Here is a 25,718-nt window from a genome sequence, read left to right as displayed (position 1 = left end):
GGAGGGCCTTCACCAGCGATAACGCGCTTGCGCGCCCCACAGGCGCGGCTGGTTAAGACGCCGCGTCGTGGTGAGATCCTGGTAGGTGAAGTAGGTCACATCCGTCGCATTGTTGACATAGAATGACAGCTCGACGTTCTTGAATTCGGCCCCCACTCGCAGGTTGACCAGCTGGAAATCGTCGACCGCAGGGCTTGGACGCGCAAGCTCCTGCACGCCACCCCACTGGGCAGAATAGTCAGCGTGCGCAAAGAGCTGCGCCTGTTGTACGGGAAAGCGATAGTCCAGGCTCGCCGACGCGATCCAGGCCGGAATCTGAGGCAGCGAATATCCCTTGAGCGCGCCACTCTTGACCTCGCCCCCTTGCCGTGAGCCGCCAATTTGAGAGCGGAGGACCCCGGGGCCAAGCGCGAAGCGCCCCGACGCCTCAAGCTCGACGCCCCAGGTCACGCCATCGCCCGCGTTGGTGAGGAAGGTCGTCGGCACCACCGGACAGACTGGATTGGTCGCCCGGCAGCCGTTGTCGGTCTGCACAATGAGGTTCGAGGACTCGTTGCGGTAGCCAGCGAGCGCCACATAGACCGACCTTAAGACAACGCCCTTCAGACCGACCTCGTAGGAGGTGGTGTCCTCCTGATCGTACGACGCAGGGACCGTGACGGGCTGGCGCGGGTCGCCCAGATTGCTGTTGAAGCCGCCGGCCCGATAGCTGCTCCCGGCCTTCGCGTAGAGCTGTAGTTGCGGCTGAAAACGCCAGGCCGCGGTGAGATTGTAGGAGAAGTTGTCGGGCGACTGAGAAGCGTTGAAGTTGAAGGCGGGGCCACCGGCCAACGCGCCGGTCAGGAGGTTGTAGCGGGACGCATCCGCAGTCTTGTGATCGCTGGTGTATCGGCCTTCGCCAGTCACCGTGAGATGCGGTGTCAATTGGAAGCCGAGCGAGCCGTATGCGGCGTAGGACCGGTAGTCGACCACTAGAGGCGATCCGGCCGCCGTCAGGCTGGTGCGGGTGACGGAGTAGCCGTTGCTGCGCTGCCAGAGCAGCTCTGCGCCCGCAAGCCAATCCAACCGCGAATCCAAGGCCGCGCCTGCGAGATGGACATCCTGGCTGATGCTGCGAGTCCTGTCGTTGACGTTGGAGCTGGCGTTCGGGTCCAAGGCTCCCACCACGGTTCCACTCCTGATCAAGGTCAGGGCAAGGTCCGGGTTCACGCCGTCCAGATCGACGAGATAGCTGGTCTTGCGTTCGCGCACCGCGCTGGTCGAGACCAGTCGAGCCCAGCCCATGTCATAGGCCAGGGTCGCAGTCAGATTGTTCAACTGTTGCTTTGAAAAGGGTCCCGCGTTCCACGGATACTCGCGTTCGGGTTGGATGTAGCCCTTCGGAAATCGGGCGCTCGGCAGGATGTAGACTTCATAGGCGATGGCCGGCAGTCGCATCTGCTGGTGTTCGTAGAGCACCGTGGCGTCGACGGGGCCATCGTGCAAACGCAGCTGCGCGCGCGCGCCATAGCCTTGCTGATCATCGAAGTAGACGTGGTTGTAGGGATTGTAAAAGAACCCCTTGTCCTGATCCGTGTAGTCGACGCCAAAGCGCGCGGCGACCTTGTCGCTCAACGCCACATTCGCAACGGCTTGCACCTGGGCGTTGCGATTCTCGACGCCATATTTCACGTCGACATACCCGGTGTCTGCAAACACCGGTTGCGCGGAAACGATGTTAACCGCCCCACCCACGGCGTTGCGACCGTAAAGGGCGCCTTGGGTGCCGCGCAGCACTTCCACCCGCCCGACGTCGAACAAGTCGAGCCGTGTGAAGCTGCGCCCGCCGAGCAGGCCACCGCCGACATAAACCCCGTCCCGATAAAGACCCACGCTCGGGTCGGCGTTGGTCGCGCGCGCGGTGGCGGAGCCGCGAATGGAGACCTCCGAGTTGACCGGAGACGTGGTATTGAAGAACCGCACGCTAGGCTGCCCGGCGAGCAGTTCGGCCGTCGAAGTCGCACCGCCTCTGTCAGAAAGCAGCTGCGCGTCGATGACCGAAGCGGCCGCCGGCACATCGACCAGGCGCTCGTCACGCCGGCGCGCCGTAACCACCACCTCGGCCACAGCCACGCCGGCGCCCTGGTCGGTCGACGGCGTCGCGGTGGCGGCCCAGGCTACGTCGGATCCGGCCAGGATCCCAACCGCGCTCGCCGAGGCGAGCAGTATGCGTGAGTGTGACACGATGTCCCCTCCTGTCTTTTTTATCAATAATTTTGGCTTCATCGTATGAACCGACGACGCGGTCAAGCTCGAAGCTTACGTCTAGCGGTCGCAAATTTTTCAGACTTTAATTGGGGATAGATTCGCTCTCGGGTGGGTGGAAGGGCAGGCGCCGGCGGCGCAAGCCGCGTCACAAATTATCAATCATCCTCAACCACAGCCCCTCGCGCACCTCAGGATCGACCAATAGGCTGATAATTATCATCTTATCGTCAGTGACTTTGGATTCGCCAGCTCGCGCGCGCCCCTCAGAGGAGCCCCACTTCGTGTCGACAGGCCACCCGGAGCATCAGGGCGGCGGCTTCTGCGGCCGGAACCGCTTCGCCCTCAATGGGCCGCTGACGATGGCGCTCAACTGCCATTGTCGAACCTGCCACAAGGCCAAAGCCGCCGCATTGCCAACAGGCGCCCACCCCAGCTGCGGCGACTTCCGCCGGCGATCCGTCAAGGACGATGCTCGCCGCTACGAAAGCTCCGCTGGGGCGGCCCAAACGTTCGGCGCTATCTGTGGCGCACGCCTGATATGGGGGTTCGCGTCCGATCTAGGCGCCTCCGGATTTCCGCTCGCCCTCTCCGATGAGGGACCGGGTGAGCGCCTGCAGATGCAAATGCGCGTGCCTTCAAAGGCGTTGTTGCACGCCATCTGCGACGGGTCTCCCCAGCACGTCGGGCCGCCGCCATCAGATCCCCGACCGCGCGCCCCCGCGACAGCCCGCCCCAATGGACGTGAGGGATCACAGACGTCAGTCGGCGATCTGCCGGGCGCTTGCAAGCACGACCCAGACCACGGCGCCGACGACGTTGACGCCTGCCGCCAGCAGGAAGGCGGAATTGTAGCTGCCCGACACATCGATCAGCCAGCCCGTCACTGCAACGCAGACAAACCCTGGCAGCTGACCGGCGGTGTTGGTCAGCCCCATCAGAACGCCAGCATGCCGCGGCGCCAAGTCGAGGTGGTTGCTGGAATACCCCGCAGTGGTGAGCCCCACGGTCGCCATGAAGGCGCAGAAGAGGCTGACAACGGCCACCGTCGAGTCAGCGTGCGGAAGCGCCAGCAAGACGATCGCGCCGCTCACAAGGCCCGAGACCTGCATAAGTTTGCGCACGAAGGTGAGATTGACGTTGCGCCCTACGAGCAGGTCGGACAGCCAAGCGCCTGCGTGGACAGCCAGAACCATGGCTATCCAAGGCAACGCCGACAGTGCGCCGGCCGCCTCAAGGCCCAGGTGGCGCGTGTCGCGCAGATAGCTCGGCAACCAAGCCAGCACGAGATAGAGCCCCCAGTTGCTACAGAAGTGGTTGAGTACAAGCGCCCACACGGCGGGCGAGGCCAGAAACAGTCCCCACGGCGGTTTGCCTACAGCTGTTGCGGCGCCTGCGACCGGCTCTGGAGGCGAGGCCGGAGCAAACCGCCACCAGGCCAGCACCCAGCCAAGGCCAAGGGCGCCGAACAGGAAGAAGACGCTTTGCCAACCGGCGAGCCCAACAAGCGCGCCCGTTGTCGCCAGTCCGATCAAGGTGCCTATCGGCACGCCGCTCAAGAGGACGGCGACGGCGCGCGATCTTTCCGAAGCGGGTATCCATTGGCCGAAGAGCCGGTAGGCGCTCGGAAACATGGCCCCCTCTCCAAGGCCAAGGGCGACCCGCGCTATCAACAGCACCGGCACAGAGATCGCGGCCGCCGCAGGCGTGAGAAGGGTGACGCTCGACCAGAGGAGCACCGCCATCCCCAGCACGGCGCGGCCGCCGTAGCGACTTGCAAGCCACCCCCCCGGAATTTGAGCCAACGTGTAGCCAATTCCGAAGGCCGCCAAGACGAGCCCCTTCGTCGCAGCGGACCAGCCCAGGCGGTCTTGCATGGAGATGGCGGCCACGGAGATGTTTACACGGTCCAGATATCCAATCACCGCGGCCAAGAAGCAGAAGCCGACAACCGTGAAGCGTTGCGGCCAAACCCTGGCGCGCTTCACGCCCTGCCCGTCGCGCTCGCCAAGCGCAGCCATCACGCGGTCTCGCCCCCGCGCACGAGGCCCAATTTCGCTCCGTTCGCATGAGGCTGGAGCACCCGGACCTCGCTCGCCGCAAGCATGCCGCCCGCCTCACGCATCAACGCGGCCGAGTACGCCGACCGCAGGTGGGCGCGCATCGTGCCGACAGACGCCCACCGCTCGACGGCGAGGAAGCTGTCCGCGCCGAGCGGCGTCTGGATTGGCCCAGCCTCAGACGCGTCGGTGGTCAGTACGATGTCCAAGCAACCTGGCTCGCTCAGGAACGCCTGCACATAGCGGCCGAAGACCTCCAGGAGCTCATTCCTTCGGCCGCTGACCGCTGTGATGGTCGCCACGACAAAGATCACCGCACGCCCCTCCGCTTTTCTGGAGGCTTGATGGAGCAGCGGCCTCCCCACTCTGTCAATCCAAAATTGACTTTGAAGTCATTTAATTTACATCTCACGTCATCCTCGCGCGCCATACGGCCGCGGGCGCGTCGACCTCGGGCATCCGGCGTCGAGCCGTCTCACCAACACAGGAGTCTCGCCGCATGCCGGCCCAGAATTTCAATGGCGTCTTCGAAGGCGTTTCAGTTCTCTGTCTGGCCGAGCAGTACCCCGGCCCGTTCGCCACCATGCTTCTCGCCGACCTCGGCGCTGACGTAGTCCTCGTGGAACGGCCGCGGAGCGGCGATCCGGCGCGCGCCTTCCCGGCGTTCTTCGCAGCCATGGGCCGCAACAAGCGCAGCATTTGCTTGAACTTGAAATCTGAGAGCGGCCAGGCCCAGTTTCTGCAGCTCGCACGCCGCGCCGATGTCCTTCTCGAAGGCTATCGTCCGGGAGTGATGGAACGCCTTGGGCTCGGCTACCCGGCGCTGGCGAAAGTGAACCCGCGCCTCGTCTACGCTTCGATCTCAGGCTTCGGGCAGACCGGCCCCTATAGAGACAGAGTAGCGCATGACCTGTCCTATCAAGCCATCGCGGGGCTTCTGTTCGACAAGGTCGACCGTACGCCGTCGCCGCCCGCAACATCTCTCGGCGATCTGGCAGGCGCGATGTTCGCCGCTTTCGGGATTGCATCGGCTCTCTTCGCACGAGAACGGACCGGGTCAGGTACTTTCATCGACGTCTCGATGACTGACGGACTGGTGTCCTGGATGACGGCCTACCTAGGGCCGGCGCTCAATGGAGAACGCCCATTTGAGATCTTGTCGGAGCCGGCGTACGGCGCGTTCGTGTGCGCCGACGGCAAGGTCCTGACCCTTAGCATCGCGCACGAGGACCATTTCTGGCGCCAGCTCTGCGAACTCTTGGGTCTTGACCATTTGGCGGACCTACAGGGAACCGAGCGGATTGCTCGCGGGATCGAGCTTCGCGGCGTCATCGGAGCGTGGATCGCTAAGCGCCCCCTCGCCAAATGGGCCGAACTCTTCGACAAATATGGGATTCCGTGGTCACCGTTGCATCGCATTGAGGACGTGATCCGCGACCCGCATTTTACGGAACGGGGACTGTTCGTGACCTCGCCCGGGTCGGAAACTCGCGCCGCGCGTCATGTGCGCCAACCCCTCGCCTTCAGCCACTATAGGAGCGTCGTCAATCGTCCCGCCCCTCGTATCGGCGAACATACCGACGAAGTGATAGCGGAATGGCGCAAAAAGCCTGGCGACGGCCCGTACTAGGAATTGACTTCAAAGTCATTTCTTTATATCTCGTCGTCACCTCGAATGACGATGAAAAGGACAGAAGATCTCCACATGGGCGACATCTTGGACCTGAAGGGGCGGAACGCGCTTGTCACCGGCGCTGGGCAGGGCGTAGGCCGGCAAGTGGCGCTGCAATTCGCGGCGCACAATGCGGGCGTTGTGGTCGTAAACGACTTCTACGCCGAGCGTGCGCAAGCGGTCGCCGCCGAAGTCCAGGCTCTCGGGGCGCGCGCGATCGCCGCTCCCTGCGACGTGACCGACTATGACGCCGTGCAGCGGATGTTCACCGACATCAGCGCCCAGATCGGCGCGATCGATCTGCTGGTGAACAACGCCGGGAACGCCGGTCCCACTCAAAGCCCTGCCGAATCAAAGCCGTTCTGGGAGACGGGCCCGCAGGAGTGGAGCAACTGGATGGGGACCAACTTCTACGGCGTGCTCAACTGCTGCCGCGCCGCAACGCCAGGGATGATGGCGCGCAAGTACGGCCGCATCATCACAGTGATCTCTGACGCCGGTCGCGTTGGCGAGCCTCATTTGGCGGTCTATTCCGGGGCGAAAGCCGGCGCCGCGGGCTTCATGCGCGCCCTGGCCAAAGCGGTGGGCCGCGGTCAGATTACAGCAAACTGCGTTGCGCTCGCCGGCGTGAACACACCCGGGGTCGCCGACCTCATGCCGGACGCCGAACACATCAAGCAGATGTTGAAAGCGTACGTGATCCGCCGGTTCGGTGAACCCGACGACGCCGCCAATATGATCCTGTTCTTGGCCTCCGACGCGGCCAGCTGGATCACCGCGCAGACCTATCCCGTAAACGGCGGATATTCAGTCTCGTCCTGAACACAGCATCGCCTAGGACCAAACAATCTAAGCAGGGGAACAACGCTATGGGACGTGTTGAGGGGAAGGTCGCGCTCGTCACGGGCGGTGCGTCGGGCATTGGCGCGGCCAGCGCCATGGCGCTTGCTGGTGAGGGTTCGGCGGTCGTGATCGCCGATGTTGACGTCAAAGGCGGCGAGGCGCTCGTCGCCGAACTCGCCGCGCAAGGCCATGTCAGCGCCTTTGTTCGCCTGGACGTCACCGATGAGGAGAGTTGGCGCACGGCGGTTGAGCAGATTGAGCGACGGTTCCACCGGCTCGACGTACTGGTGGCCAACGCCGGCATCGCGATCTTTGGCCCCACTGAGCAGATGTCGCTGGCCGATTGGAGACGTCAGAACGCCATCAACCTCGATGGTGTGTTCCTATCTGTGAAGAGCTGCGTCGGTCTGATGCGACGCGGCGGTGGCGGCAGCGTGGTCATCATCTCGTCCGTGGCGGGCCTGCAGGGATCGCCTGGCGCCGCCGGATACTGCGCCTCCAAGGGGGGCGTGCGGCTCTTTAGCCGGTCCGTCGCCCTCGAGTACTCCGATCAGCCTGTAGTTCGGGTCAACAGCGTCCATCCCGGTGTCGTCGACACCCCCCTCTGGGACGGCCTCCTGCGGCGGCCGGACACAAACGGCGCCCGCACGGCAAACGTCAACCGCATCGGCGCGCGAGACGCGCCAATGGGGCGCGCTGGGCGCGCCGAGGAAATCGCAGAAGTGGTGTTGTTTCTAGCCTCAGACGCGTCCAGCTACATGACGGGGGCTGAACTTGCCGTAGATGGGGGGATCACCGCCGGTTACCAGCCACGTCGTCCCGCAGCAGCGACCGGATCCTAGCGTCTCGACACCAAGGTCAAGCGAACTGGGGCGAACCTAAAGGGGCCGAGCTCATCCGTCTCATCAAGTTGTTGGCGTCCAGGCGGTCGTCCACATCATCACGTCACATTGAGTCGAACGCTTCTAGCGAGGCACGACTCAAGTGCGCGCATATTGTCTGGGCGACCATTCGCATCAACGTCGCCTGGTTTGGCGCGACTTGGTCGTCAAGCATACCTGCTCACCTTCAGCATCGCGATCAGGCGCCTGATCCCGTATTTCGTCGCACCTTAAGTGGACTGGGCCAGCGTCAGCGTCTTGCACGGGGTAATGGTTACGCCCAACTTCCCGCACCCCCACTTCTATTGGGACTGGCCAACATCACAACGGCCCGGCGCTCAAGCCTCCACCAAAGCCATCAAGCTGGCGGGTTGTAGAGGCTCACCGTTCGCCTCAACTCTCGTCACGGGCGGTTTGGCGCCCATTCGGCGAGCGGCTTTGAAGCCAAGCCGCAACCCCCGCCTCCCGATCGCCGTTGAGCGTGCAAGTGAGTAGGTTCAGCGTCGCGATCTCGATCGCGGCGTCATAGTTTCGCTCGTAACAAGTGTAGAGAGCGCGCTTCATGAGGCCGATCGACCGAGTCGGCCGCCGAGAAAGCAGCTCCGTCCACCCCGCGAGCCGATCGTTCAATTCCTCCATCGTGTAGGCGCTCTCGGTCGCGAGCCCGTAGGCGACAGCCTCCGTTCCAGCGATCGGTTCTCCCGAGAACAGCATGGCAGTTGCCTTGGTGAGGCCGACCAACCGGGGCAACTGATAGCAGCCCCCGGCCAGCCCAAGCTTAATGAACGGGATGCCCAGCTTGGCCTCGGCATGGACTAGTCGAATGTCACCGGCCATAAAGACTTCGAGCCCAGCTCCCAGAACAAAGCCGTGCCCCACGGTGACGACAGGCACGTCGAGGGCTCGCAGATTGCGTACGATTGAGACATAACTCGCCTCGCGCATCCGCATTAGCGGGTCTGTCTTGTACGCCGTCGCACCCATGCCTTTGATGTTGTCGCCGGCACTGAATGCATCACCTTCGCCGCAGAGCACGAGACATTTCGTCGAGCCATCTGCGGCGCAGATCCCGATCGCCCTATTGATCTCGGCGATCATGGGAAAGGTAAGGGCGTTGAGGCGCTCTGGCCGCCTAAGGCTTATCGTTGCAACGCCTTGATCAACCGTCAGGGAAATGTCGTCGAAGCCTTCCTGGGTCATACGCGCGGCCTTGCATTTGGCGTTCGCGCCGCGGCGCCCAGGGCGACCAGCGCGTCGATTTCTGTTGTAGATAGGCCTAGCAGGCTCGCCAAAACTTCATCTGTGTGTTCGGCGAACCGGGGCGCGGGGCGACGAATCCTCCCAGGTGTCTGGTGTAGCCGGTAGGGCAGTCCGGGATACTCCCGCACACCAGCATCTGGGTGTCGAAGCGCCTGTATAAAGCCGCTAGTGCGCAGGGCGGGATCACGGAAGACATCGCCGCCGGAATTCACCGGGGCCGCTGGGACGCCTGCGGCCTGGAGCGTGAAGGCGAGATCATGCTTGTCGAAGTTTTGGGTCCACGACGAGAGCGCTTCAGCTATTGAAGATGATTGGGCGATGCGGCCTTCCAGCGTGTCGAACGCTGGGTCGGCGAGCGCAGCGAGTCGAGTAAGATCGACGAGCGAGCGCCACTGCCGATCCGAGAGAACCGCGATTGCAATCCACTGATCATTTCCAGCACAGGGGAATGCGCCGTGAGGGAATACGCCCTCCCGCGAATTCCCCGAAGGCTGGAACGTTTCGCCGTCCGCGGCCGCCTGCAAGATGTACTCTCCGATCCAATGCATCGCCGCCTCGACCTGGGCGACCTCCACATAGAGCCCCTTGCCCGTGCGATTGCGCTGCGCCAGAGCGGTCAGCACCGCCGCAGCTCCGTGCAGGCCGCCAATCGGATCGAGATAAGCCGGGCCAGTCAGGATCGGCTCGCCATCGCCGTAGCCGATCAGGCTCGCCATGCCGGCGGCCGCCTCCATGGTCTTGCCCATCCCGACATGCGAGGACCACGGACCGGTGTTTCCGAAGGCCGGCATCTCTACCATCACCAGTTGCGGGTTAGCCTTCGAGAGGTCGCCATAGCCCAGCCCGAGTCGGTCAAGCGTACGCGGTGAGAAATTGGCCACCACCACATCGCAGCATTCCGCAAGCCGGCGAGCTATCTCCTGACCCTTGGGATGCTTGAGATTGAGTGAAATTGAGCGTTTGTCATGGTTCTGGGTGTTGAACCACGAATGACGATCATACGGTTTCTGTCCTCCGACACGATCGGGATAGACATTGGGATCGGCGATCTCGCTCGCAGGTCCACGCCAGGAATCCAGCTGAAGCGCATTCTCGATCTTAATGACGTCAGCGCCGAGGAAAGCTAGCGAGCGTGTCGCCATCGGTCCCGCCCAGGCTAGCGTGAAATCCAGCACGCGAATGCCCGAAAGGGGAGCGGCGGATTTTAAGCCCGGGCTGGGCGCCGCTGGACGGGCGGTTGCAGGTGGCCAGTCCATGGCCGCGGCGCTGCCGATCGTTGGCGCCGGCCGGATTTCCGCCTCAGTCGCGACACGGAAGATGGGCCCCAATGCAAATTCGGTTCCGTCTCCGGAGCGGATCTGGCGCCAAAACTTCCTTGCTCGATAATGCTCACATGTGAGGAGATCGGGCAGCGAAAGCGCGCAAGCGGAACTGATCTTGGCTGCCTGCAGCTGATCGACAAGCTCGTGCGCTGACGCCGCCTGCGCCCTCGGCGCCAGCAGCGCGATCGCCGCAGACCAATTCCGTCGCAGCGCGCTTACGCTCGAGAAACGCGGATCGTTTGCGGCTTCAGGTATCCCGAACGTCTCGCAGATGTGTCGCCAGCCTCGTAGCGCGAAAAGGACCAGCCAGCCATCTCGACATTGCAGCTGCGCTAACATGCCCGGATAGCGCTGCCGTGTCGCATAGGTCGTACTGTACGAATACTGGGAGACGAGATTCTGGCCCATTGAAGCGGCCGTCTCAGCGACGCTGACCTCAACACGCTGCCCACTTCCGGTGCTGTCGCGAGCCTGGATGGCCGCCAGGCACGTGATGTAGGCGCTCACGCCTGCGGCGTAGGCGCTCCTGTTCCCGACCCCGTATAGCGGGTAGCCGTCGGGTCGGCCGGTGACGTCCATCACTCCACTCAGGGCCTGATGTATGATCTCCGTCCCGATCCAGTCCCGATAGGGGCCGGCTTCGCCGAAATCCGAAATCGCGCAGACCACGGCGTGGTCGAGCGAAATCGTTGAAACGAAGTCAGATTGCCTAGCGCCGTCCAGGACGATCACGTCGGCCTGCTCAGCCAACTGGCAAACAAGCCCTCGGTCCCCCTCCGAGTTCATGTCCGCCGCGAGGCTGGTCTTGCCACGGTTAATATGCCGGAAGAGAAAGGAGTGACTGGGCGGAGATGCTTTGGCCGCGAATGGGCCAATCTGGCGCGTCGCCGAACCTTCGAGTGGTTCGACAAGCACAACGTCTGCGCCCATGTCCGCAAACAGGCGCGCGCAATATTGCCCGGCGATCGAGGTGCTAGCGTCGAGGATCCGAAATCCGGACAGCGGCGGGGACATGGACGCGCTCAACTGACTGTATCCTCCGCGAACGAGTGTCTGGCAGCGTAGATCGTCAGTGCAGCGCACAGGAGAATGGCTTCGCTGCACGCGAGCGCCCACCGAAGGCCCTCGTTCGGACCCAGCCAATGCGAAAGCGTGTCGCTGGCCAAGCCGATACAAAGGGCGCCAAATCCGAGTCCGATGGCGGTCAGTCCAAAATTGAAGACCGACGACGCCGTAGAGCGGAGGCTTTCCGGGACCAGCCCTTGCACGCTGGCGTAGGCGGGCGGAGCGGCCATCGAAGTGAAAATCTGGTGCGCCAGACTCGCGCCCAGAGCCAGCCAGATATCGGTGGCGAAAACGACACAGAGGAAGCACGGAATCCGCGCCAAACCCGCCAGCGCCTGCACGTCGACATAGGCCCGGATGTCGCGCTTCACGCCCCAATCCGTGATCAGCCCCCCCAAGAGCATACCGACAACGCCCCCTCCCCCTGCAGCGAACCCCAAGGCCAGCCCAAGTGCGCCGGCGGGTCCGACGGACCAACCGGCGAGCTGGTTCCAGAAGACCGCCAATTCGGTGAGGCCGTCATGATGGTTGCGGAAGAAGAACGCGGCTAAGAAAGCCGCCTGTCCGTAGTTGACGAAAGCGACCATCGCACCGCCCATCGCCAAGAGCACGAAGGATCGGTTGCGCGCCAGCATCCGAAGCGCCGGTGCGGTCCCGAGCGCTTGAGCGCCGTCATCGAGAGCGCGCGTGGGAGGGTCACGGAGGGTTAGCCAAGCCACAAGCGCTAGTGGAAGTCCGGGCGCCCCGGCGACTAGAAATGCAGCCCTCCAGCCAAAATGGTCCAACACGACGCCACCGATCAGGAGGCCGAAAAGGCCGCCCAGCGGCATGCCCAGTGAATACAACGCCAAGGCTCGGGTTCGCTTTTCCGGGGGCGCATAGGTCGCCACCAGCGCGTGGGCATTGGGCGTTCCACCTGCTTCGCCGCAGCCCACAAGGATTCTAGAAAGCGCGAGTTGCACCGCGTTCTGGGCCAGGCCGCAGGTCATGGTGAACAGGCTCCAGACCGCCAGCGAGACGATGATGACCGGAGATCGGCGCGTGCGATCGGCGAGGCGGGCCAGGGGAATACTCAAGCCGCTGTAGAGCAGGGCGAACGCCAGTCCCGTTAGAGCGCCGATCTGCCAATCTTTCAGATTGAATTCTGTTCGGATCGACTCTGCGAGGATGTTGATTACCTGCCGGTCCAGATAGCCAAGCAGGCAAACGAGCATGAGCAAGACGAAGACATAGGTGCGATATCGCAAACTTGGCGCTCCATCCCGCAGCCCCCCCTCCGCCGTGTGATCTATAGCCGACATCCAGCCTCCCAAGACGAAGGGCCTCGAAACACAAGCCCGTAGAGCGATCGCGAACTTACATTGGTGTGCGGTTTAGTCAACATGGACGCAACTCTGGTCCGTGGTTCGGCTGGACTTCCGAGTACCGGCGTCTCATGGTCGACCGACCCGGGGGCGGCACGCCGAAGTGATTGAGTCCCGGCAACAGCGGCTTGGGCAGGAGTCGGGGTGACGACGACGACACGTAGCGGGGGTAGCCGAAGCACCGCGCGTTTGGAGGCGCGTCGCTTCCAGTTCATGGATGCCGCCAGCAAGATGATCCTAGAACAAGGCTGCTTGCCGATTTCGCTAGCGGACCTTGCTCGCCGAATCGGCGTCAGCAAGGGGCTGATCTATTCCCATTTCACCGACCAGCACGATCTGCTGAACGCTATCCTGCTCGAACACTTCGAGGCGCTCAATGCCGATGGGATCGACGAAGCTTCGCAAGGAGAGGAGATCGCGTCGGTCGCCGAGTCCTGCGCCTTGATCTATTTTGAGCACACGGCCCTGAACGGCCCCCTGCTTCATACAATCTTGCGCGATCCCTACGCCAGCCAGCGGTTGACCCCGCAGTTGCGGCGACTGCGCGATCGGCCAATGATGCGCATGGCCAGGCTAGCAAGGAAGCAGCTTCACTTGTCTGCTAGCGAGACGATCACCGCACTCAATCTGGTCATGACCATTCCTGAAGAAGCAGGCCGTTGGGTCCACGATCAGAAGATTGACGCGGCCGACGCCCGCTCGCTTTGTCTGAAGCTCGTTCGGGAAGCAGTGCTAGCGCTCACACCCCATTAGTTTCCTCGCCCCTCAGCCATTCTGAATTGCGACCGAAGACCGCCCGGTTGCCAGCCAGAACGATTGCCAACGTCAGCCGTTCCGCCTCTTCCACCGTCGCATTCTGGCGTGCCAGCAAGCGGCCGGCCCGCAGTGAGATCGCAGAAAAAATGCCCGTCGCAACGACTGCGATATCGGGCGCAACGCCATAGGTGGCCGCTAAGCGGTGGCCAATCGCTGACGCCGTCTCGGCCCTGCGCGATCGATAGTCGGTACGCAGGGCCCGCCTTACGTCTGGGTTGTTGATCAGGGTCTGGATCAGCGCGCCTCGCCTGCTCACCTGATGGAGATAGGTCACGATCGAGAGTGTAGTGCGGGCAAGGTCGTCCGAACCTCGATCAACTTCCGACCGTCTCCTGTCGTCGACGGCGGCGAGTTCGCGTTTTGCGAGCGACGCCAGAAGGTCGACAAGACCGCTGAAACAGTTGTGGGCTTGCGCTTCGCTGATCCCAGCTCTTCGCGCGACAATTTTCATCGAGACAGCATGCATCCCCTCCGCGACGACGATGTCCGCCGCGATCGCCATGAGCTGCTCGCGCCGGGCCTCCCGGCTCATCCGCGTACGCGGCCGGCGCGAAAGGGACCGCGTCCGCGCGATTGAGATCGGGTCGCGAAAACCCGGCGGTCCCGGCGTCAAGGGCGGCCGAGGCGGACGCTCGGAGGCCGGCTTCTGCCAATACCCGGGCGGTGGCGAGGGGATCAGCAACCGGTCACAAATCTTGGCGAGGCCAGTTCCGCTGATCCCGAACCGGCGCGCGGCCGGCTTCAGGGGCGCATCCCAAACTAACTGGAACAGCTGTTCCCGCGTTACGGTGATAGCGTCAGCTGCTTCGCGCATGGCGACGTTGAATCCTCACAACCGTAGCCCATTGGCCGCCAAGGGACCGAGGCACGAAATCACGTTGCTGGCGCCGACCTTCGTCAACGCCACGACGCTGCCTCACCGCCAATTCGATGGCGAAGTGTTGGCGCCGGTGTACTTTGAGGCCGCCGGCGCCGCAGTCTTGTCTAGAATTTCCCTTGAAACTGAATTCCAACTCGCCGGAAGGAGTCGGGGCTGAACCATTGGTAGTATCCTTTCGGATTGGCGCTCTGGACAGGCGCAGCGCCGATTACCGCCGCCCAGCGCTCATCCAGCAGATTGCGACCAAATATGGAAATCCGCCAACGCTCGTCGTCGGGTCCAAGACCGATCTCGCCACCCAGCAAACCAAAGGCCTCCTGTACGGTGCCAGGGTCTCCATTGGTCGCGTAGATCACGCTGCTTTGCCAGTTCCAGTCAGCTGAAATGTCGCCTGTGAGCCCACCGACCAGCGATTGCTTGCGATAGTTGACGCCGAGCGAGTAGGACCATTTCGGGGTGCCAGGTAGTCGCTCGCCTTCAGCGTTGAAAATGCGGGTTGATGAAGATGGGTTTAGGGGCGGCGGACCGCATGGCGGTTGGGGCTGACCGACGTAACAGGAGACGCCAGCAAAATCCCCGAACGTTGCATCGGTGTAAGCCAGGGAAGCCGAGAGGTTTAGTTCCGGGATAGGCCGGTATTGACTGGAAAGTTCGAATCCAGCCGTCGTCAAATCACCGGCGTTCTTGATCACAGCTGCCGACTGCGTGGAGTTGATGTCCTGAACCTGTGCTTGAAAGCCCTTGTAGCGGACATGGTAGATGGTCGCGTTGACGAGCCAGCGGCGATCGAGCAGCTCGGAACGAATTCCCGCTTCATACGAAAGCGAAGTTTCCGGGCCGACGCGCTGATCCTGCTGGGGACTACTGACGGTCGTGGCGCTGAAGCCCGGTCCTTTGTAGCCGGAACTCACCGTCGCGTAGAGCATCGTGTCAGCTGCCAGGTCGTACTGTGCGCCAAGGCGCCACGAGACGTTGTCGTTAGTGACTGACTGCCGCAGCCCCGAAATGGGTGGGTTGGTCACTGCGATGCTGCCCGGCGCGAAGGGCTGATTGTCGTAAAGTAGATCAAGATCGTCGTGGGTGTATCTAAGTCCACCGATCAGCGTCAGACGCCTTGTCGGATGCCAATTGCCCTGGGCGAAGGCCGCCTCGCTTTGCGAAGAGACGTGCTGTGCGCGGGCGCTGCTTCGGAGCGTCGTTTGTGGCGTGGGCGAGGTCGCTGGAGGCGTCAACGTCTGAAGATAACCCATCTGGTAGATCGTGCCGTTTGTCCACGCTTGATAATAATAGAGACCGGCGACGAAGTCGAATGGCCCACCGATTGGGGACGCAATTCGCAACTCTTGTGTATTATTTCGATACGATTGAACGGAACCATTGTAGCTAAGATAATTGAACGCCATTTGATCGCCATCGAAGATCGCGCGACCGTGCGATTCCTGCCATCCCGTAATTGACGTTACGTCATAGTCACCCACACTAAAATCTAACGTAAGGGAGGAGCCGTACGATTTGCTATATCCATCCGGCTGGAAGTCCGTCGCGGTGTCAGTATTATTTGGTCCGGCGACCACGCCATAGAGCCTATTTCCATAGTCTGTGATGTAACCCGGCGTGACCACACGCCAACTCGGGACACAACAGAAATTGGGGGCATACGAGTAGGTGCCCGCCAAGATAGCTCTGAACCTGTCGGACGGCCTCCAGAGCAACTTGGCCTGAACGGTCCGGATGTCGGTGGTGTCGACGCCTTCTCCGGTGACACGATTCTTGATAGTTGCATCAAGATGGCGATAGCTGGCACCCACCCGCACCGCGGCGGACTCGCTCAGCGGCACGTTAGCGACCCCCTGGACGAGCGCCTCACCGCGCGCCCCCGCGGCGGCTTTGCCGTAGCCGCCGAATTCCTGAAGGACCGGGTTACGGGTCGTTATCGACACCACGCCAGCGGATGCGTTCTTGCCGAATAGCATGCCTTGAGGTCCACGGAGGATCTCGACATGATCAACGTCAAGCAGGCTCTGTGCGGCCGAAGGGTCGCTTAGAACGACGCCGTCGACGACGGTCGAAACGCTCTGTTCAATGCCGGTTGAAAAGCTACTCGTGCCAACCCCTCGGATACGAAATCCGGAGCTTCGCGGACTCGTGCTCTGGCTATAGCTGACGCTCGGGTCCAGGTAGCGGAGTTCCTGCAGCGTATCGACATGAGCCGCGGCTAGCCTCTCGCCGCTCACCGCAGTGATCGCTAGAGGAACGTCCTGGACGTTCTCCGCCCGCTTCTGCGCAGTGACGACCACGGTCTCAATCTCGTGTGTGGCCGGCTCCGGCGGCTGTTGCGCCGCCGCAGTGGAACTCGAGGCTATGGCTATCAGCGCGCAGGCTGCGCAGCCCGCCAGCAAATGGCGCTTGCTCGTCATCGCTTCCCCCTCAACTGGGTTTCCCCTCTTGATTGCCCATTCCTCCCGGGCCGAGCCTCTCTATCATAATTGGTTTTCGGGTCAATTGCTATTGGTGTACAGTTAAGTCCTGCAGTTTGAGCCCCGTGTAGGACCTGCACGCAGGCGTCCGGCACGCCTACGTGGCAGCTCCAACTGGCCTGCGACGGGCCCCTGGGACGTGAAGGCGAGTGGGATCAGTCAGCGGCCGAATTGATCAATGACGCGACCGTCGCTCGCCCATCTGAAATTCCGCAGGCCCCGCGGCAACAACAAACACCACCGAAAAGACGTTCGCATTGGCCCCTTGGAGCGACGGTAACCACAGCATCAGTGACAAACGCCACGGCGACTTCGAAAGCTCAAAGATTTCTTAGGCGGTCGGACAGGAATCTCCTTAGCGACACGCAGGCATCAGTCAGGTGAGATCTACCGCCATCAACATGTCGCGCAATAGGGCCGCGCTCAACTTGGGCGTAATTTGCGTGGCGGCGACCACCATCATCACTGTGTCGGCGCATGCACCCTGCACCTGCCACCTGTCGCCCGTTAGCCCGCCTTTACTGCAAGGCCTGTTGGTCTCTCAGCGCGCGCGCTCATCTAATGCGCCTAGTTTCGACACGACCTGACGAGGGCTTCGGCCTGGCGGCATATGACCGGCCTCTGCGGCAGGCGTGCTCAGCCGGCGACCGCAGCCACGATCAGCCGCCGTGGATACGGACGTACTCCGACGTGGCTGCACGCTGCGGCACAAGCCCGTTCTCTGGCGCGCTCGGGTCCGCATAGCCCACCGAAATCCCACAGAGCAGCGTGTGGGCCCGATCCGCTCCAAGGAAGCGCGAGACGCTTGGGCCATAGAACGCCCAGGCTCCCTGCGCGCAGCTGTCGACGCCGTTTGCCTTCAGAACAAGGAGAAACGTTTGCAAGAAGGCGCCAACGTCGATCCAGAAGTGGGGGCCCATCTGTCGGTCGATGTAGAGGAAGACGCCCATGCCAGCGCCGAAAAAGTCGTAGTTCCTGTACAGTTGGCGCTTTCGCCCAGCTCTGTCCTCGCGCGCCAAGCCCAGCAAGGCATAGAGCTCCTCGCCATTGCGAAAGCGCCGCTGTGCGTAGGGCGCTTTCAGCTCCCGAGGATAATGAAAACCCGTCCCCTCGCCCTGCGGCGCATCGGCCAACCGCTCGAGCATCAAGGCCTTCAGATCGGCGATAGCATGCCCCATAACCACGTGAGCATGCCAGGGCTGCATGTTGCTGCCCGAGGGGGCCCAGCCAGCCTGCATGAGGGCGTCCAACACGAGGTCCAAGGGCGGCGGATCGGCGCGGAAAGCGCGCACCGACCGGCGAGCTGCGACCAATTCACGGATTGCCGAAGCTGACACGCCGATGGGTGAGCCGAAAGCCGCGCTCGTCGCTGGAGTCCCCTCGTCCAACATCCGCCCCTAAAACTTCGTGCCGAACGTCACGCCGTACATGGGCGGTGCCGCGGGCAACGTGTAGAACGACGAAGAGACGCCGCCGGAGCCGAAGACGACCGCGTTGGCGAGGTTGGTGCCCCAGACCTTCACGTTCCAGGCTTCGTCCGGCGCGGTGAGGCTCAGCGAGGCGGAGACCTGATGATAGGCCTTCTGTTTGAGTTGATTGTCCGAGTCGAAGAAGAAGCCGCTATTGTAGTTGTCCGAGGCGTTCAGCGTCATCCGGCCAAAGCGCGTATCCCAGCCGTACTCACCCGAGATATTGGCTACGAACTTCGGTGCGCGCTGCAGGCGGTAGCCGCTGAGATCGCAAGTGAGGGTCGTCACGCCGCCGATCTTGTTATTTAGCGGCTTTGGCTGACAGTTCGACGGGATCGAACGCAGCGGGTTGGGCGCCGCGAACTGACCAGTGGGAAAATCGGTGTACTTCGCATCGAGGTACTCCGCCGAGACGTTCAGCCGGAGGTTGTCAGTGACCAAGGCGGCCACGTCGACGTCGAAGCCGTCGATCTTCGCCTTAGCGGCGTTGTAAGTGAAGATCCCGATGACCGGAACAGCCACCGAGGTCCTCAGCTGGATGTCGTTGTAGTCATAGTGAAAACCGGTGAGGTTCAGACGCAGCCGATTGTCCATAAGCTGTGACTTCACGCCAATCTCGTAAGCATCCACCACTTCCGGATTGACGGGGGGGTTGGCGAACGATGTCGCGTTGTAGAGCCCAGCCTTGAAGCCGCGGTTGTAGGACACATATCCGAGCACGTTGTCGCCGAAATCATGGTCGAGCGAGAGCCGCCAGGTGACACGCTGCCAGCTCTTCTGCGGCGGCAACGTCTGAGCCGGCCCCACTCCCTTGTCGGTGATCCCACCTATCCGCTTCTCATCGTGGGTATAGCGAAGCCCTGCGGTGAGGCGCGTGCCCTCGAACACCGTTTTCGTCGCTTGGGTGTAGGCCGCGTAGGATTTGGTGTGAATGATCGCGTTGATCGAGGCCGCGAACACTTCGTCCTGGTAGTTGATCAGGGAATAGTCGTTGTTGTCGTCCAGATAGAAGCCGCCAACGATCCACTGGAAATCCTGCCCGCTCGGGGCCTGCAACTGGATCTCGGCTGATCGAGTATCGATGGCGGCGGGCGTCCTCAGGATCGTGGCGGGAAAGTTTCCCGGATTGGGAAGTCCCGACGTCGAGGTCTGAGCGAACAACAGGTTCTGATGGAACGCGCTTATGGCCACGTTACCAGACAGGATCGCCCAATCGAGATCCTGGCGCACTTTCAAAGCGCCGATGGAAAAACGCGACGTACTCGTTCCGTCGACCCGGGCCGACACCTTGCGCGATCCGAGGAAGGTGGTCACCTGGTCGGGCGCCAGGGCGCCTGGCGCGATCTGAAGATTGGCGCCCTCACCGCCGCTGTAGCGGTCGTAGATGAGGTCGAGAACAACGTCTGTCCTTTCCGTAGGAGTCCAGCGCCACTTGTTCTGCAGGGTGTAGGAAGTCTCCTCCAGCACCCGATTGCCGGTGTAGACATTGCGGACATAGCCGGTGGCTCGATTCTTACCGGCGATCGCGAAGTTGGTTGAAAGCTCATCCGTCAGCGGCTTGTTGACGTAGAGTCGGCCGCTAAGGGTGTTGTAGCTCGCATAGCCGACTTCAGCGCGGCCGCCGAACTCACGACCGGGATCACGGGTCACGACCTGAACCACGCCGCCGGTCGTGTTTCGGCCGAACAGGGTTCCCTGCGGCCCCTTCAGGACCGAGATCTGCTCGATGTTGTTGAGATTGAACACGCCGGCGGCCGGCGTGCTCACGTAAACGCCATCAATGTAGGTGGCCACAGGCGACTCAGCGCCGCCGGTGATCGCTGTCGACTGCCCGACGCCGCGCAGATAGACGATGCCGTTGCCCAGGTTCTTGTTGGCGACGAACCCCGGCACCAACCTTGCCAGGTCAAGCGTGCTGGTGGCGCCGGCCGCTGCGACTTCGCGCTCAGTAACGACCGCCACCGTGATCGGCACCTTCTGCAGCGTCTCAGAGCGTTTCTGAGCGGTCACCACCAGCTCCTCGAGCTGGGGCCCGTTCGCCGCATCATCGCCGACCGCCGACTGCGCCCAGGTGGGGCCCGCCACGATCGACGCGGCGCCGCAAAGCATGATCATCCGAAGTCGCACGTTCATTTCCCCCTTTATGTATCCTTGGCTGGGAGAGCGATCGCCCTCCACCCCGCCCTTTCGACGAGTGCGACGAAACCACTATTCCCGTGACTGACTTACGTCAACAGTTTTCTGACTCTAAAGTCATTCTTTCTATACGCAGAGTTACACCGGGGCTTCGCCGCGCGCCATGCGCGCAGGCACGCGAGGGCGCTACGGCCGCCGAAGTGCGGATAGGGTTCTGCTAAATCGCGCGGTCGCGACCCTGCCAGTAACGCGCACGCACCTCGCGGCGCAGGGTCTTGCCAGCGACGTTGCGCGGGATGCTCGGCCAGATGTCGACGCTCTTGGGCGCCTTCAGGCTTCCGAGCTGGGCCTTGCAGAAGGCGAGGAACTCCACACTGTCGAGCGCGCATCCCGGCTTGAGCTCGACCGCGGCCAGCACCGCCTCGCCCCACTTGTCGTCAGGCACGCCGACGACGGCGCAGTTCTGGATCATGGGGTGGGCCAGTACGGCCTGCTCGATCTCGCCGGGGTAGAGATTATATGCGCCGCTCACGATCATGTCGCTCTTGCGGTCCACGACATAGACATAGCCATCGGCGTCCTTCACACCGATGTCTCCCGTATGATGCCAGCCGAATGCGCGGGCAGCCTCCGTGGCCTGCGGATTGTCGTGATAGTGCGACAGCAGGATTTCGCTCCTGATGACGATTTCCCCCTCCGCGCCTGGCGGCAGCAGCGCTCCGCCCTCCCCCATGATCTCCACCCGAGCGAGCGGCGACTCGCGCCCAGCTGCGGCGATCCTGTGCGCCAGCGCGGGATCAGCGAGGATCTCGGCATGATCCTTGGCGGTCAGAACCGTAGCCATCAGCAACGCTTCGCTCTGCCCGTAGAACTGAGTCATCACCGGCCCAAACAACGCCGCTGCCTCGCGCAGCTTGGTCACGGACATCGGCGCCGCTCCGTAGACGACGTAGCGCAATGAGCTGTAGTCTCTCCCACGCGCGCCGTCGGCCGAGAGCATCATGTAGATGAGTGTCGGAGGAAGGAAGACGACCGAAATCGCCTCCTCCTCTATCATTCTGGCGACCAGTTCGGGATCTGCCGATGGCGCCAGAATATTCTCGGCGCCGAGCGCAAGCAGGGTCCAGTGATAGACCCCCGCAGCATGCGCGAGAGGCGCCACCACCAAATGGCGGGGCGGCTTCTCGAACGGCAGAACCATGTTGCAGTTCGCTACGGCCGCCTCGAAGCTTCGATTCGTATGCACGACTCCCTTCGGCGTTCCGGTCGTTCCACTTGTGGTCAGGATGAAGACCGGATCGTCCGGCCGCCCCTCAGGAAGCGGATCGACCGCCCCATATAGCGGCGACAGCCATCGCTCGAGGCTCTCGAACCCGGGGATCGCCATGTCCATGCAAATCAATCGCCGAGCGCAGCTTTCATCCTCCGCCAGGAGCTTAGCGTGATCCAGGAGCGAGCTGTGAAAGAACACCAACCTGATGTCCTGGACGCGCGCCTGAAGCAGAGATTCATCAGGGCGGTTTCGATAGTTCATCGGCGCACACACGCCTCGCGCGCGCAGAATTCCATACTGGCAGCAGAAAACCATCGGATGGTTCGGCGATAGAATCGCAACGCGATCTCCCGCCGCAAGGCCCTCCCGAAGCAGACTCGCCGCAAGCCGGCGCGACGCCTCAGCCATCTGCGAATAGCTGTATGAAACCCCGCCCCCCGAGACGAGCGTATTGTCTGGGTAGCGCGCTGCCCCCCGGTCCAGAAAGTCGATCGCCAGCACGCCTTACCTCGCATCCCCATCGGTCCGGCCGCGAGCCCCGCCGCTCAGGGAGGAGCGTCCCATCCGCCGGGACAAGCAGGCGAAGCCCGCGACCTGGCACATTCGTTCAACTATCTGACTTCAAAGTCAACCGAGTTTCGCCGACGCAGGGCGCTGTCGGCTTCGGCCATGACTGCCCTGGGTGGACATTTGAATGACTTTCAGGTCATATGAGGGGCGTCGGGGGCGGCGCATGGATGAGCGAACACGCCGCCCCAACAACGTTTTTTTCACGAGTGATTTGAGAACCTATGGCCCGATGGAAGAACGCGCTCAACACGAGCGACGAGATCAACAGACTGAAGCGCGAGGCCGTGATCCGCGAGTCAGGGCGCATTTTCAGCCGGCGCGGTTACCACAACTCATCACTCGAGGACGTCGCCAAGTCGCTCAAGGTGTCCAAAGGGACGCTCTATAACTACGTCACCGACAAGGAAGAAATTCTATACGAATGTCACAAGGTGGCGATGGATATCGCCGAGCAGGCCTTCGAAGTCGGAGCCCACGAAGGGGCCGACGGCGCATCGAAGTTGCGATCCACCTTGCGCAATTACATTGCTGTCTTGCACGACGAACTCGGGGCTTGTGGCGTAATCACCGAAATCGATGGCCTGAAGCCGAACCATCGCAAGGAAATTGTTCAGCGGCGCGATGAACACGAGCGACGGTTTGTCGCCCTCCTGGAGGAAGGCGTCGCGGACGGCTCGCTAAGGCCGGTCGACGCGAAGTTGGCGGTCTTCACCTTCCTTGGGGCGGTGAACGCGATCCCGCGCTGGTATTCCCCCAAAGGCAGACTGACGAACGAGCAGATCGCCGACGGCGTGGTCGACATCCTCCTGGGCGGCCTGGCGAACACCGGCGTGTCCGCAGCCAACCCTGCGCCAGGACGTCGAAAATCGGTGACCGCCCGCGCAACCTAAATATATGGAAAACTGACTTTCTAGACCACCCTATTGACTCTTAGGTCAATCGACGCGCAGGTCTTGTGCTGCGCGGGCGACGTCCGCTGCGCCCGCCAGCGAGGCTGACATGATCGAGCTCTACTATTGGACCACACCCAACGGCCACAAGATCACGATCTTCCTCGAGGAGACGGGGACCCCGTACAAGATCGTGCCGGTGAACATCAGCCGCGGGGAACAGTTCGCGGCTCACTTCCTGCAGATCGCCCCCAACAACCGAATTCCAGCAATCGTCGATGACGCGCCCGACGACGGGCGCGCGCCGATCGCCCTGTTCGAGTCAGGCGAGATCCTGCTCTACCTCGCGGAAAAGACAGGCAGTCTGCTGCCCAAGACGCTCCGGGGACGACATGAGACCCTGCAGTGGCTCTTCTGGCAGGCTGCAGGGCTCGGGCCCATGGCCGGTCAGACGCACCACTTCTTGCACTACGCGCCCGAGCGCATCGACTACGCGATGCAACGCTACACGCAAGAAACCAATCGGCTCTATGGCGTGTTGGATCAACGCTTAGCGGATCGGCAGTTCATCGCCGGCGATGAATTCACGATCGCTGATATCGCCGCCTACCCCTGGATTCTCCCAGACGTCCAGGGTCAGGACCTCGATGCGTTCCCACACCTGGCCCGCTGGCGCCAGAACATCCGAGAGCGCCCGGCCGTCAAGCGCGCTTACGCCCTGTCGAAGACGATCAATACGCAGCCAACCGTCAACGACGCGCAGGCGCGAAAAGTCCTTTTCGGTCAGACGGCGGCAGGTCCGCCTGCCGCCAGCGAGGCCTAGACGATGGCGACAGTCCTGTTTGATCTCGCTGCATCCGACCCTGCTGTACGGTTTAGCCCCTACTGCTGGCGCATTCGGCTGGCGCTGGCGCACAAGGCGGTGAAAGCCGAAACGTTGGCGTGGCGCTTCACCGACAAGGAGGCGATCGCGCCATCTGGACAGACCACGGCGCCCGTACTCGTGGACAACGGCCGCTGGATTGGGGGAAGCCTACAGATCGCCGACCACCTCGAAGCCGCCTATGCGGACGCTCCCACACTTTTTGGCGGCCCCACTGGAAGAGCCCTGACTGAGTTCTTCCACAGTTGGGCCGACGCGGTTCTCCTTCCCGGCGTCTTCAGTCTGATCGCGCTCGACGTCCTACAGCGGCTGGCCCCTCAGGACCAACCCTACTTTCGGGCCAGCCGTGAGCGCTTCCTTGGAACGTCCATCGAAGTCTACGCCTCCGCGCGTGACACTCGTATCTCGGGCGTGCGTGAGAGCTGGCGCCCGCTTCGCCAAGCGCTCAGACGTCAGCTGTTTCTGGGCGGCGAGGCTCGACACTATGCCGACTACATCGCGTTCGCCGCCTTTCAGTGGGCGCGGTGCATGAGTCCATACGCGGTCATGGACGACACAGACCCCCTCGTCGACTGGCGCGAGCGGATGCTGGACCTGCATGACGGCCTAGCTCGCAGTGCGGCCACGCTCGGCGCCTAGCCAGGCTCTACAAGAGCCGGCCGGCCCATTTCCTCGACAGCAATCGCGGTCGCCATGAGAACGAGCAGAGACAAACGACGAAAGGTGATTGACTTTGAATTCAGTTCATTGAATCGTTGGTCATTCGCTGGACGGGGGATTTGGCATGAACTTCGAGGACGTCGCCTATGAGAAGAAAGGCGCCGGAGCCTGGATTCGCCTTAGACGGCCTGAAGGGCTGAACGCCCTCACACCAAGGCTCGTCGAAGAATTCGAAAAGGCGCTCGACGACGCTCAAGCGGACGCGACCATCAAGGCGGTCGCCGTCACCGGAACAGGGCGCGCCTTTTGCGCCGGGGCGGACCTCAAGTTCCTTGGCGAATTGCCCAAAGCCGATCGTGAGGCGGCGACGGCCGCCTTCCTCCGGCGCGTTCTGGATCTGCTGGTGCGCATCGAGCGCTTTCCGAAGCCGACCATCGCTGCGGTGAACGGCCTCGCCACAGGCGGGGGCCTGGAACTCATCCTGTGCTGTGATCTGGCGATCGCCGACCCAAACGCCAGGCTCGGGGACGGCCACGCAAACTTCGGCCTGCTCCCGGGCGGCGGCGCGTCGGTGCGCCTACCGCGCAAGATCGGCCCTACCCGCGCCAAGTACCTGTTCTTCACAGGAGAACTCCTGCCAGCCGAGCCCTTGCTGGCGGCTGGGCTGCTCAATGAGATTGCACCGCCCGGCGAGCTTGACGACGCGGTGGAACGGCTCTTCGCGAAACTCGCGAATAAGAGCCCGCTTGGCCTTCGGCGCATGAAGGAGCTTGTCGACGACGGCCTTGAACAGCCCCGAGACGTCGCCCTTCGGGCCGAGCTGACCCTTGGGGGCCTGCATGCGCTCAGCTTCGACATGCAAGAGGGTCTTGCGGCCTTCAACGCCAAGCGCCCGCCTCAGTTTCGCGGCTGCTGAGCGGCCATGTCGAAAGCGACCGCCGGCCGACCGCAAC

At 62.5% G+C, this 25,718-nt stretch carries 19 protein-coding genes; 8 read left to right on the top strand and 11 right to left on the bottom strand.

Features of this window, described 5'->3' with window-relative positions; genetic code table 11:
• Positions 1–9: 9 nt before the first annotated feature.
• The 3 genes from ACE3TA_RS07875 to ACE3TA_RS07865 all read right to left on the bottom strand — a co-directional run bounded on the left by ACE3TA_RS07875 (position 10) and on the right by ACE3TA_RS07865 (position 4,618).
• Entirely contained in the window at positions 10–2,289 is a 2,280-nt protein-coding gene (locus ACE3TA_RS07875) for a TonB-dependent receptor (RefSeq protein ID WP_374572268.1), read from the bottom strand.
• 716 nt (positions 2,290–3,005) lie between these two features.
• Positions 3,006–4,265 carry an MFS transporter gene (locus tag ACE3TA_RS07870; protein ID WP_374572266.1) on the bottom strand — a complete coding sequence of 420 codons (1,260 nt, stop codon included), beginning with the start codon at positions 4,263–4,265 and terminating at the stop codon, positions 3,006–3,008.
• Complete coding sequence (locus tag ACE3TA_RS07865) at positions 4,265–4,618, bottom strand: putative quinol monooxygenase (protein ID WP_374572264.1); 354 nt, start codon at positions 4,616–4,618, stop codon at positions 4,265–4,267. Before ACE3TA_RS07865 ends, ACE3TA_RS07870 begins: the two co-directional genes overlap by 1 nt.
• A gap of 185 nt (positions 4,619–4,803) precedes the next feature.
• On the opposite strand from ACE3TA_RS07865, the gene ACE3TA_RS07860 reads away from it, so the two are divergent.
• The 3 genes from ACE3TA_RS07860 to ACE3TA_RS07850 all read left to right on the top strand — a co-directional run bounded on the left by ACE3TA_RS07860 (position 4,804) and on the right by ACE3TA_RS07850 (position 7,661).
• Entirely contained in the window at positions 4,804–5,934 is a 1,131-nt protein-coding gene (locus ACE3TA_RS07860) for a CaiB/BaiF CoA transferase family protein (protein ID WP_374572263.1), read from the top strand.
• 75 nt (positions 5,935–6,009) lie between these two features.
• The gene (locus ACE3TA_RS07855; RefSeq protein WP_374572261.1) at positions 6,010–6,798 is read left to right on the top strand and encodes an SDR family NAD(P)-dependent oxidoreductase; all 789 of its coding nucleotides are present in this window, start codon (positions 6,010–6,012) and stop codon (positions 6,796–6,798) included.
• A gap of 47 nt (positions 6,799–6,845) precedes the next feature.
• The gene (locus ACE3TA_RS07850; protein ID WP_374572258.1) at positions 6,846–7,661 is read left to right on the top strand and encodes an SDR family NAD(P)-dependent oxidoreductase; all 816 of its coding nucleotides are present in this window, start codon (positions 6,846–6,848) and stop codon (positions 7,659–7,661) included.
• 432 nt (positions 7,662–8,093) lie between these two features.
• Here ACE3TA_RS07850 and ACE3TA_RS07845 read toward each other — a convergent pair whose 3' ends face one another.
• Genes ACE3TA_RS07845 through ACE3TA_RS07835 form a run of 3 tightly spaced genes read right to left on the bottom strand, consistent with a single transcriptional unit; the run spans position 8,094 to position 12,594 of the window.
• Complete coding sequence (locus ACE3TA_RS07845; RefSeq protein WP_374572256.1) at positions 8,094–8,900, bottom strand: enoyl-CoA hydratase/isomerase family protein; 807 nt, start codon at positions 8,898–8,900, stop codon at positions 8,094–8,096.
• Positions 8,897–11,296 (bottom strand): CaiB/BaiF CoA transferase family protein, encoded by a 2,400-nt coding sequence (locus tag ACE3TA_RS07840; protein ID WP_374572254.1) that lies wholly within the window; start codon positions 11,294–11,296, stop codon positions 8,897–8,899. The genes ACE3TA_RS07845 and ACE3TA_RS07840 overlap by 4 nt, the downstream gene beginning before the upstream one ends.
• A gap of 8 nt (positions 11,297–11,304) precedes the next feature.
• Positions 11,305–12,594, bottom strand: coding sequence for a spinster family MFS transporter (locus ACE3TA_RS07835; RefSeq protein WP_374572252.1), 1,290 nt, complete (start codon positions 12,592–12,594; stop codon positions 11,305–11,307).
• A 261-nt stretch (positions 12,595–12,855) separates the two neighbouring features.
• Here ACE3TA_RS07835 and ACE3TA_RS07830 point away from each other — a divergent pair, with 261 nt between their 5' ends.
• Positions 12,856–13,464, top strand: a complete 609-nt coding sequence (locus ACE3TA_RS07830; protein WP_374572250.1) for a TetR/AcrR family transcriptional regulator — start codon at positions 12,856–12,858, stop codon at positions 13,462–13,464.
• Here ACE3TA_RS07830 and ACE3TA_RS07825 read toward each other — a convergent pair.
• From ACE3TA_RS07825 to ACE3TA_RS07805, 5 genes are all read right to left on the bottom strand, one after another.
• Complete coding sequence (locus tag ACE3TA_RS07825) at positions 13,451–14,341, bottom strand: TetR/AcrR family transcriptional regulator (RefSeq protein ID WP_374572248.1); 891 nt, start codon at positions 14,339–14,341, stop codon at positions 13,451–13,453. The genes ACE3TA_RS07830 and ACE3TA_RS07825 overlap by 14 nt on opposite strands.
• Before the next feature lie 170 nt (positions 14,342–14,511).
• Positions 14,512–16,824 (bottom strand): TonB-dependent receptor, encoded by a 2,313-nt coding sequence (locus ACE3TA_RS07820; protein ID WP_374572246.1) that lies wholly within the window; start codon positions 16,822–16,824, stop codon positions 14,512–14,514.
• A 719-nt stretch (positions 16,825–17,543) separates the two neighbouring features.
• Entirely contained in the window at positions 17,544–18,272 is a 729-nt protein-coding gene (locus ACE3TA_RS07815; RefSeq protein WP_374572244.1) for a nitroreductase, read from the bottom strand.
• Between the two features lie 9 nt (positions 18,273–18,281).
• Positions 18,282–20,486, bottom strand: a complete 2,205-nt coding sequence (locus ACE3TA_RS07810; RefSeq protein ID WP_374572242.1) for a TonB-dependent receptor — start codon at positions 20,484–20,486, stop codon at positions 18,282–18,284.
• 220 nt (positions 20,487–20,706) lie between these two features.
• Positions 20,707–22,263 carry a class I adenylate-forming enzyme family protein gene (locus tag ACE3TA_RS07805; protein WP_374572240.1) on the bottom strand — a complete coding sequence of 519 codons (1,557 nt, stop codon included), beginning with the start codon at positions 22,261–22,263 and terminating at the stop codon, positions 20,707–20,709.
• A gap of 290 nt (positions 22,264–22,553) precedes the next feature.
• Between ACE3TA_RS07805 and ACE3TA_RS07800 the strand changes: the two genes are divergently transcribed.
• From ACE3TA_RS07800 to ACE3TA_RS07785, 4 genes are all read left to right on the top strand, one after another.
• Positions 22,554–23,222, top strand: a complete 669-nt coding sequence (locus ACE3TA_RS07800) for a TetR/AcrR family transcriptional regulator (protein ID WP_374572238.1) — start codon at positions 22,554–22,556, stop codon at positions 23,220–23,222.
• Positions 23,223–23,331: 109 nt separating this feature from the next.
• On the top strand, positions 23,332–24,045 hold the full coding sequence (locus tag ACE3TA_RS07795; RefSeq protein ID WP_374572237.1) for a glutathione binding-like protein: 714 nt from the start codon (positions 23,332–23,334) through the stop codon (positions 24,043–24,045).
• A 3-nt stretch (positions 24,046–24,048) separates the two neighbouring features.
• The gene (locus tag ACE3TA_RS07790) at positions 24,049–24,744 is read left to right on the top strand and encodes a glutathione S-transferase N-terminal domain-containing protein (RefSeq protein ID WP_374572235.1); all 696 of its coding nucleotides are present in this window, start codon (positions 24,049–24,051) and stop codon (positions 24,742–24,744) included.
• A gap of 145 nt (positions 24,745–24,889) precedes the next feature.
• Complete coding sequence (locus ACE3TA_RS07785; protein WP_374572233.1) at positions 24,890–25,681, top strand: enoyl-CoA hydratase/isomerase family protein; 792 nt, start codon at positions 24,890–24,892, stop codon at positions 25,679–25,681.
• The last annotated feature ends 37 nt before the right edge of the window (positions 25,682–25,718 follow it).

It is taken from the genome of Phenylobacterium sp., assembly GCF_041916435.1.
GTDB lineage: Bacteria > Pseudomonadota > Alphaproteobacteria > Caulobacterales > Caulobacteraceae > Phenylobacterium.
Note: the sequence above shows the minus strand (reverse complement) of the source record. Positions and strands in the feature narration are given on the sequence as shown.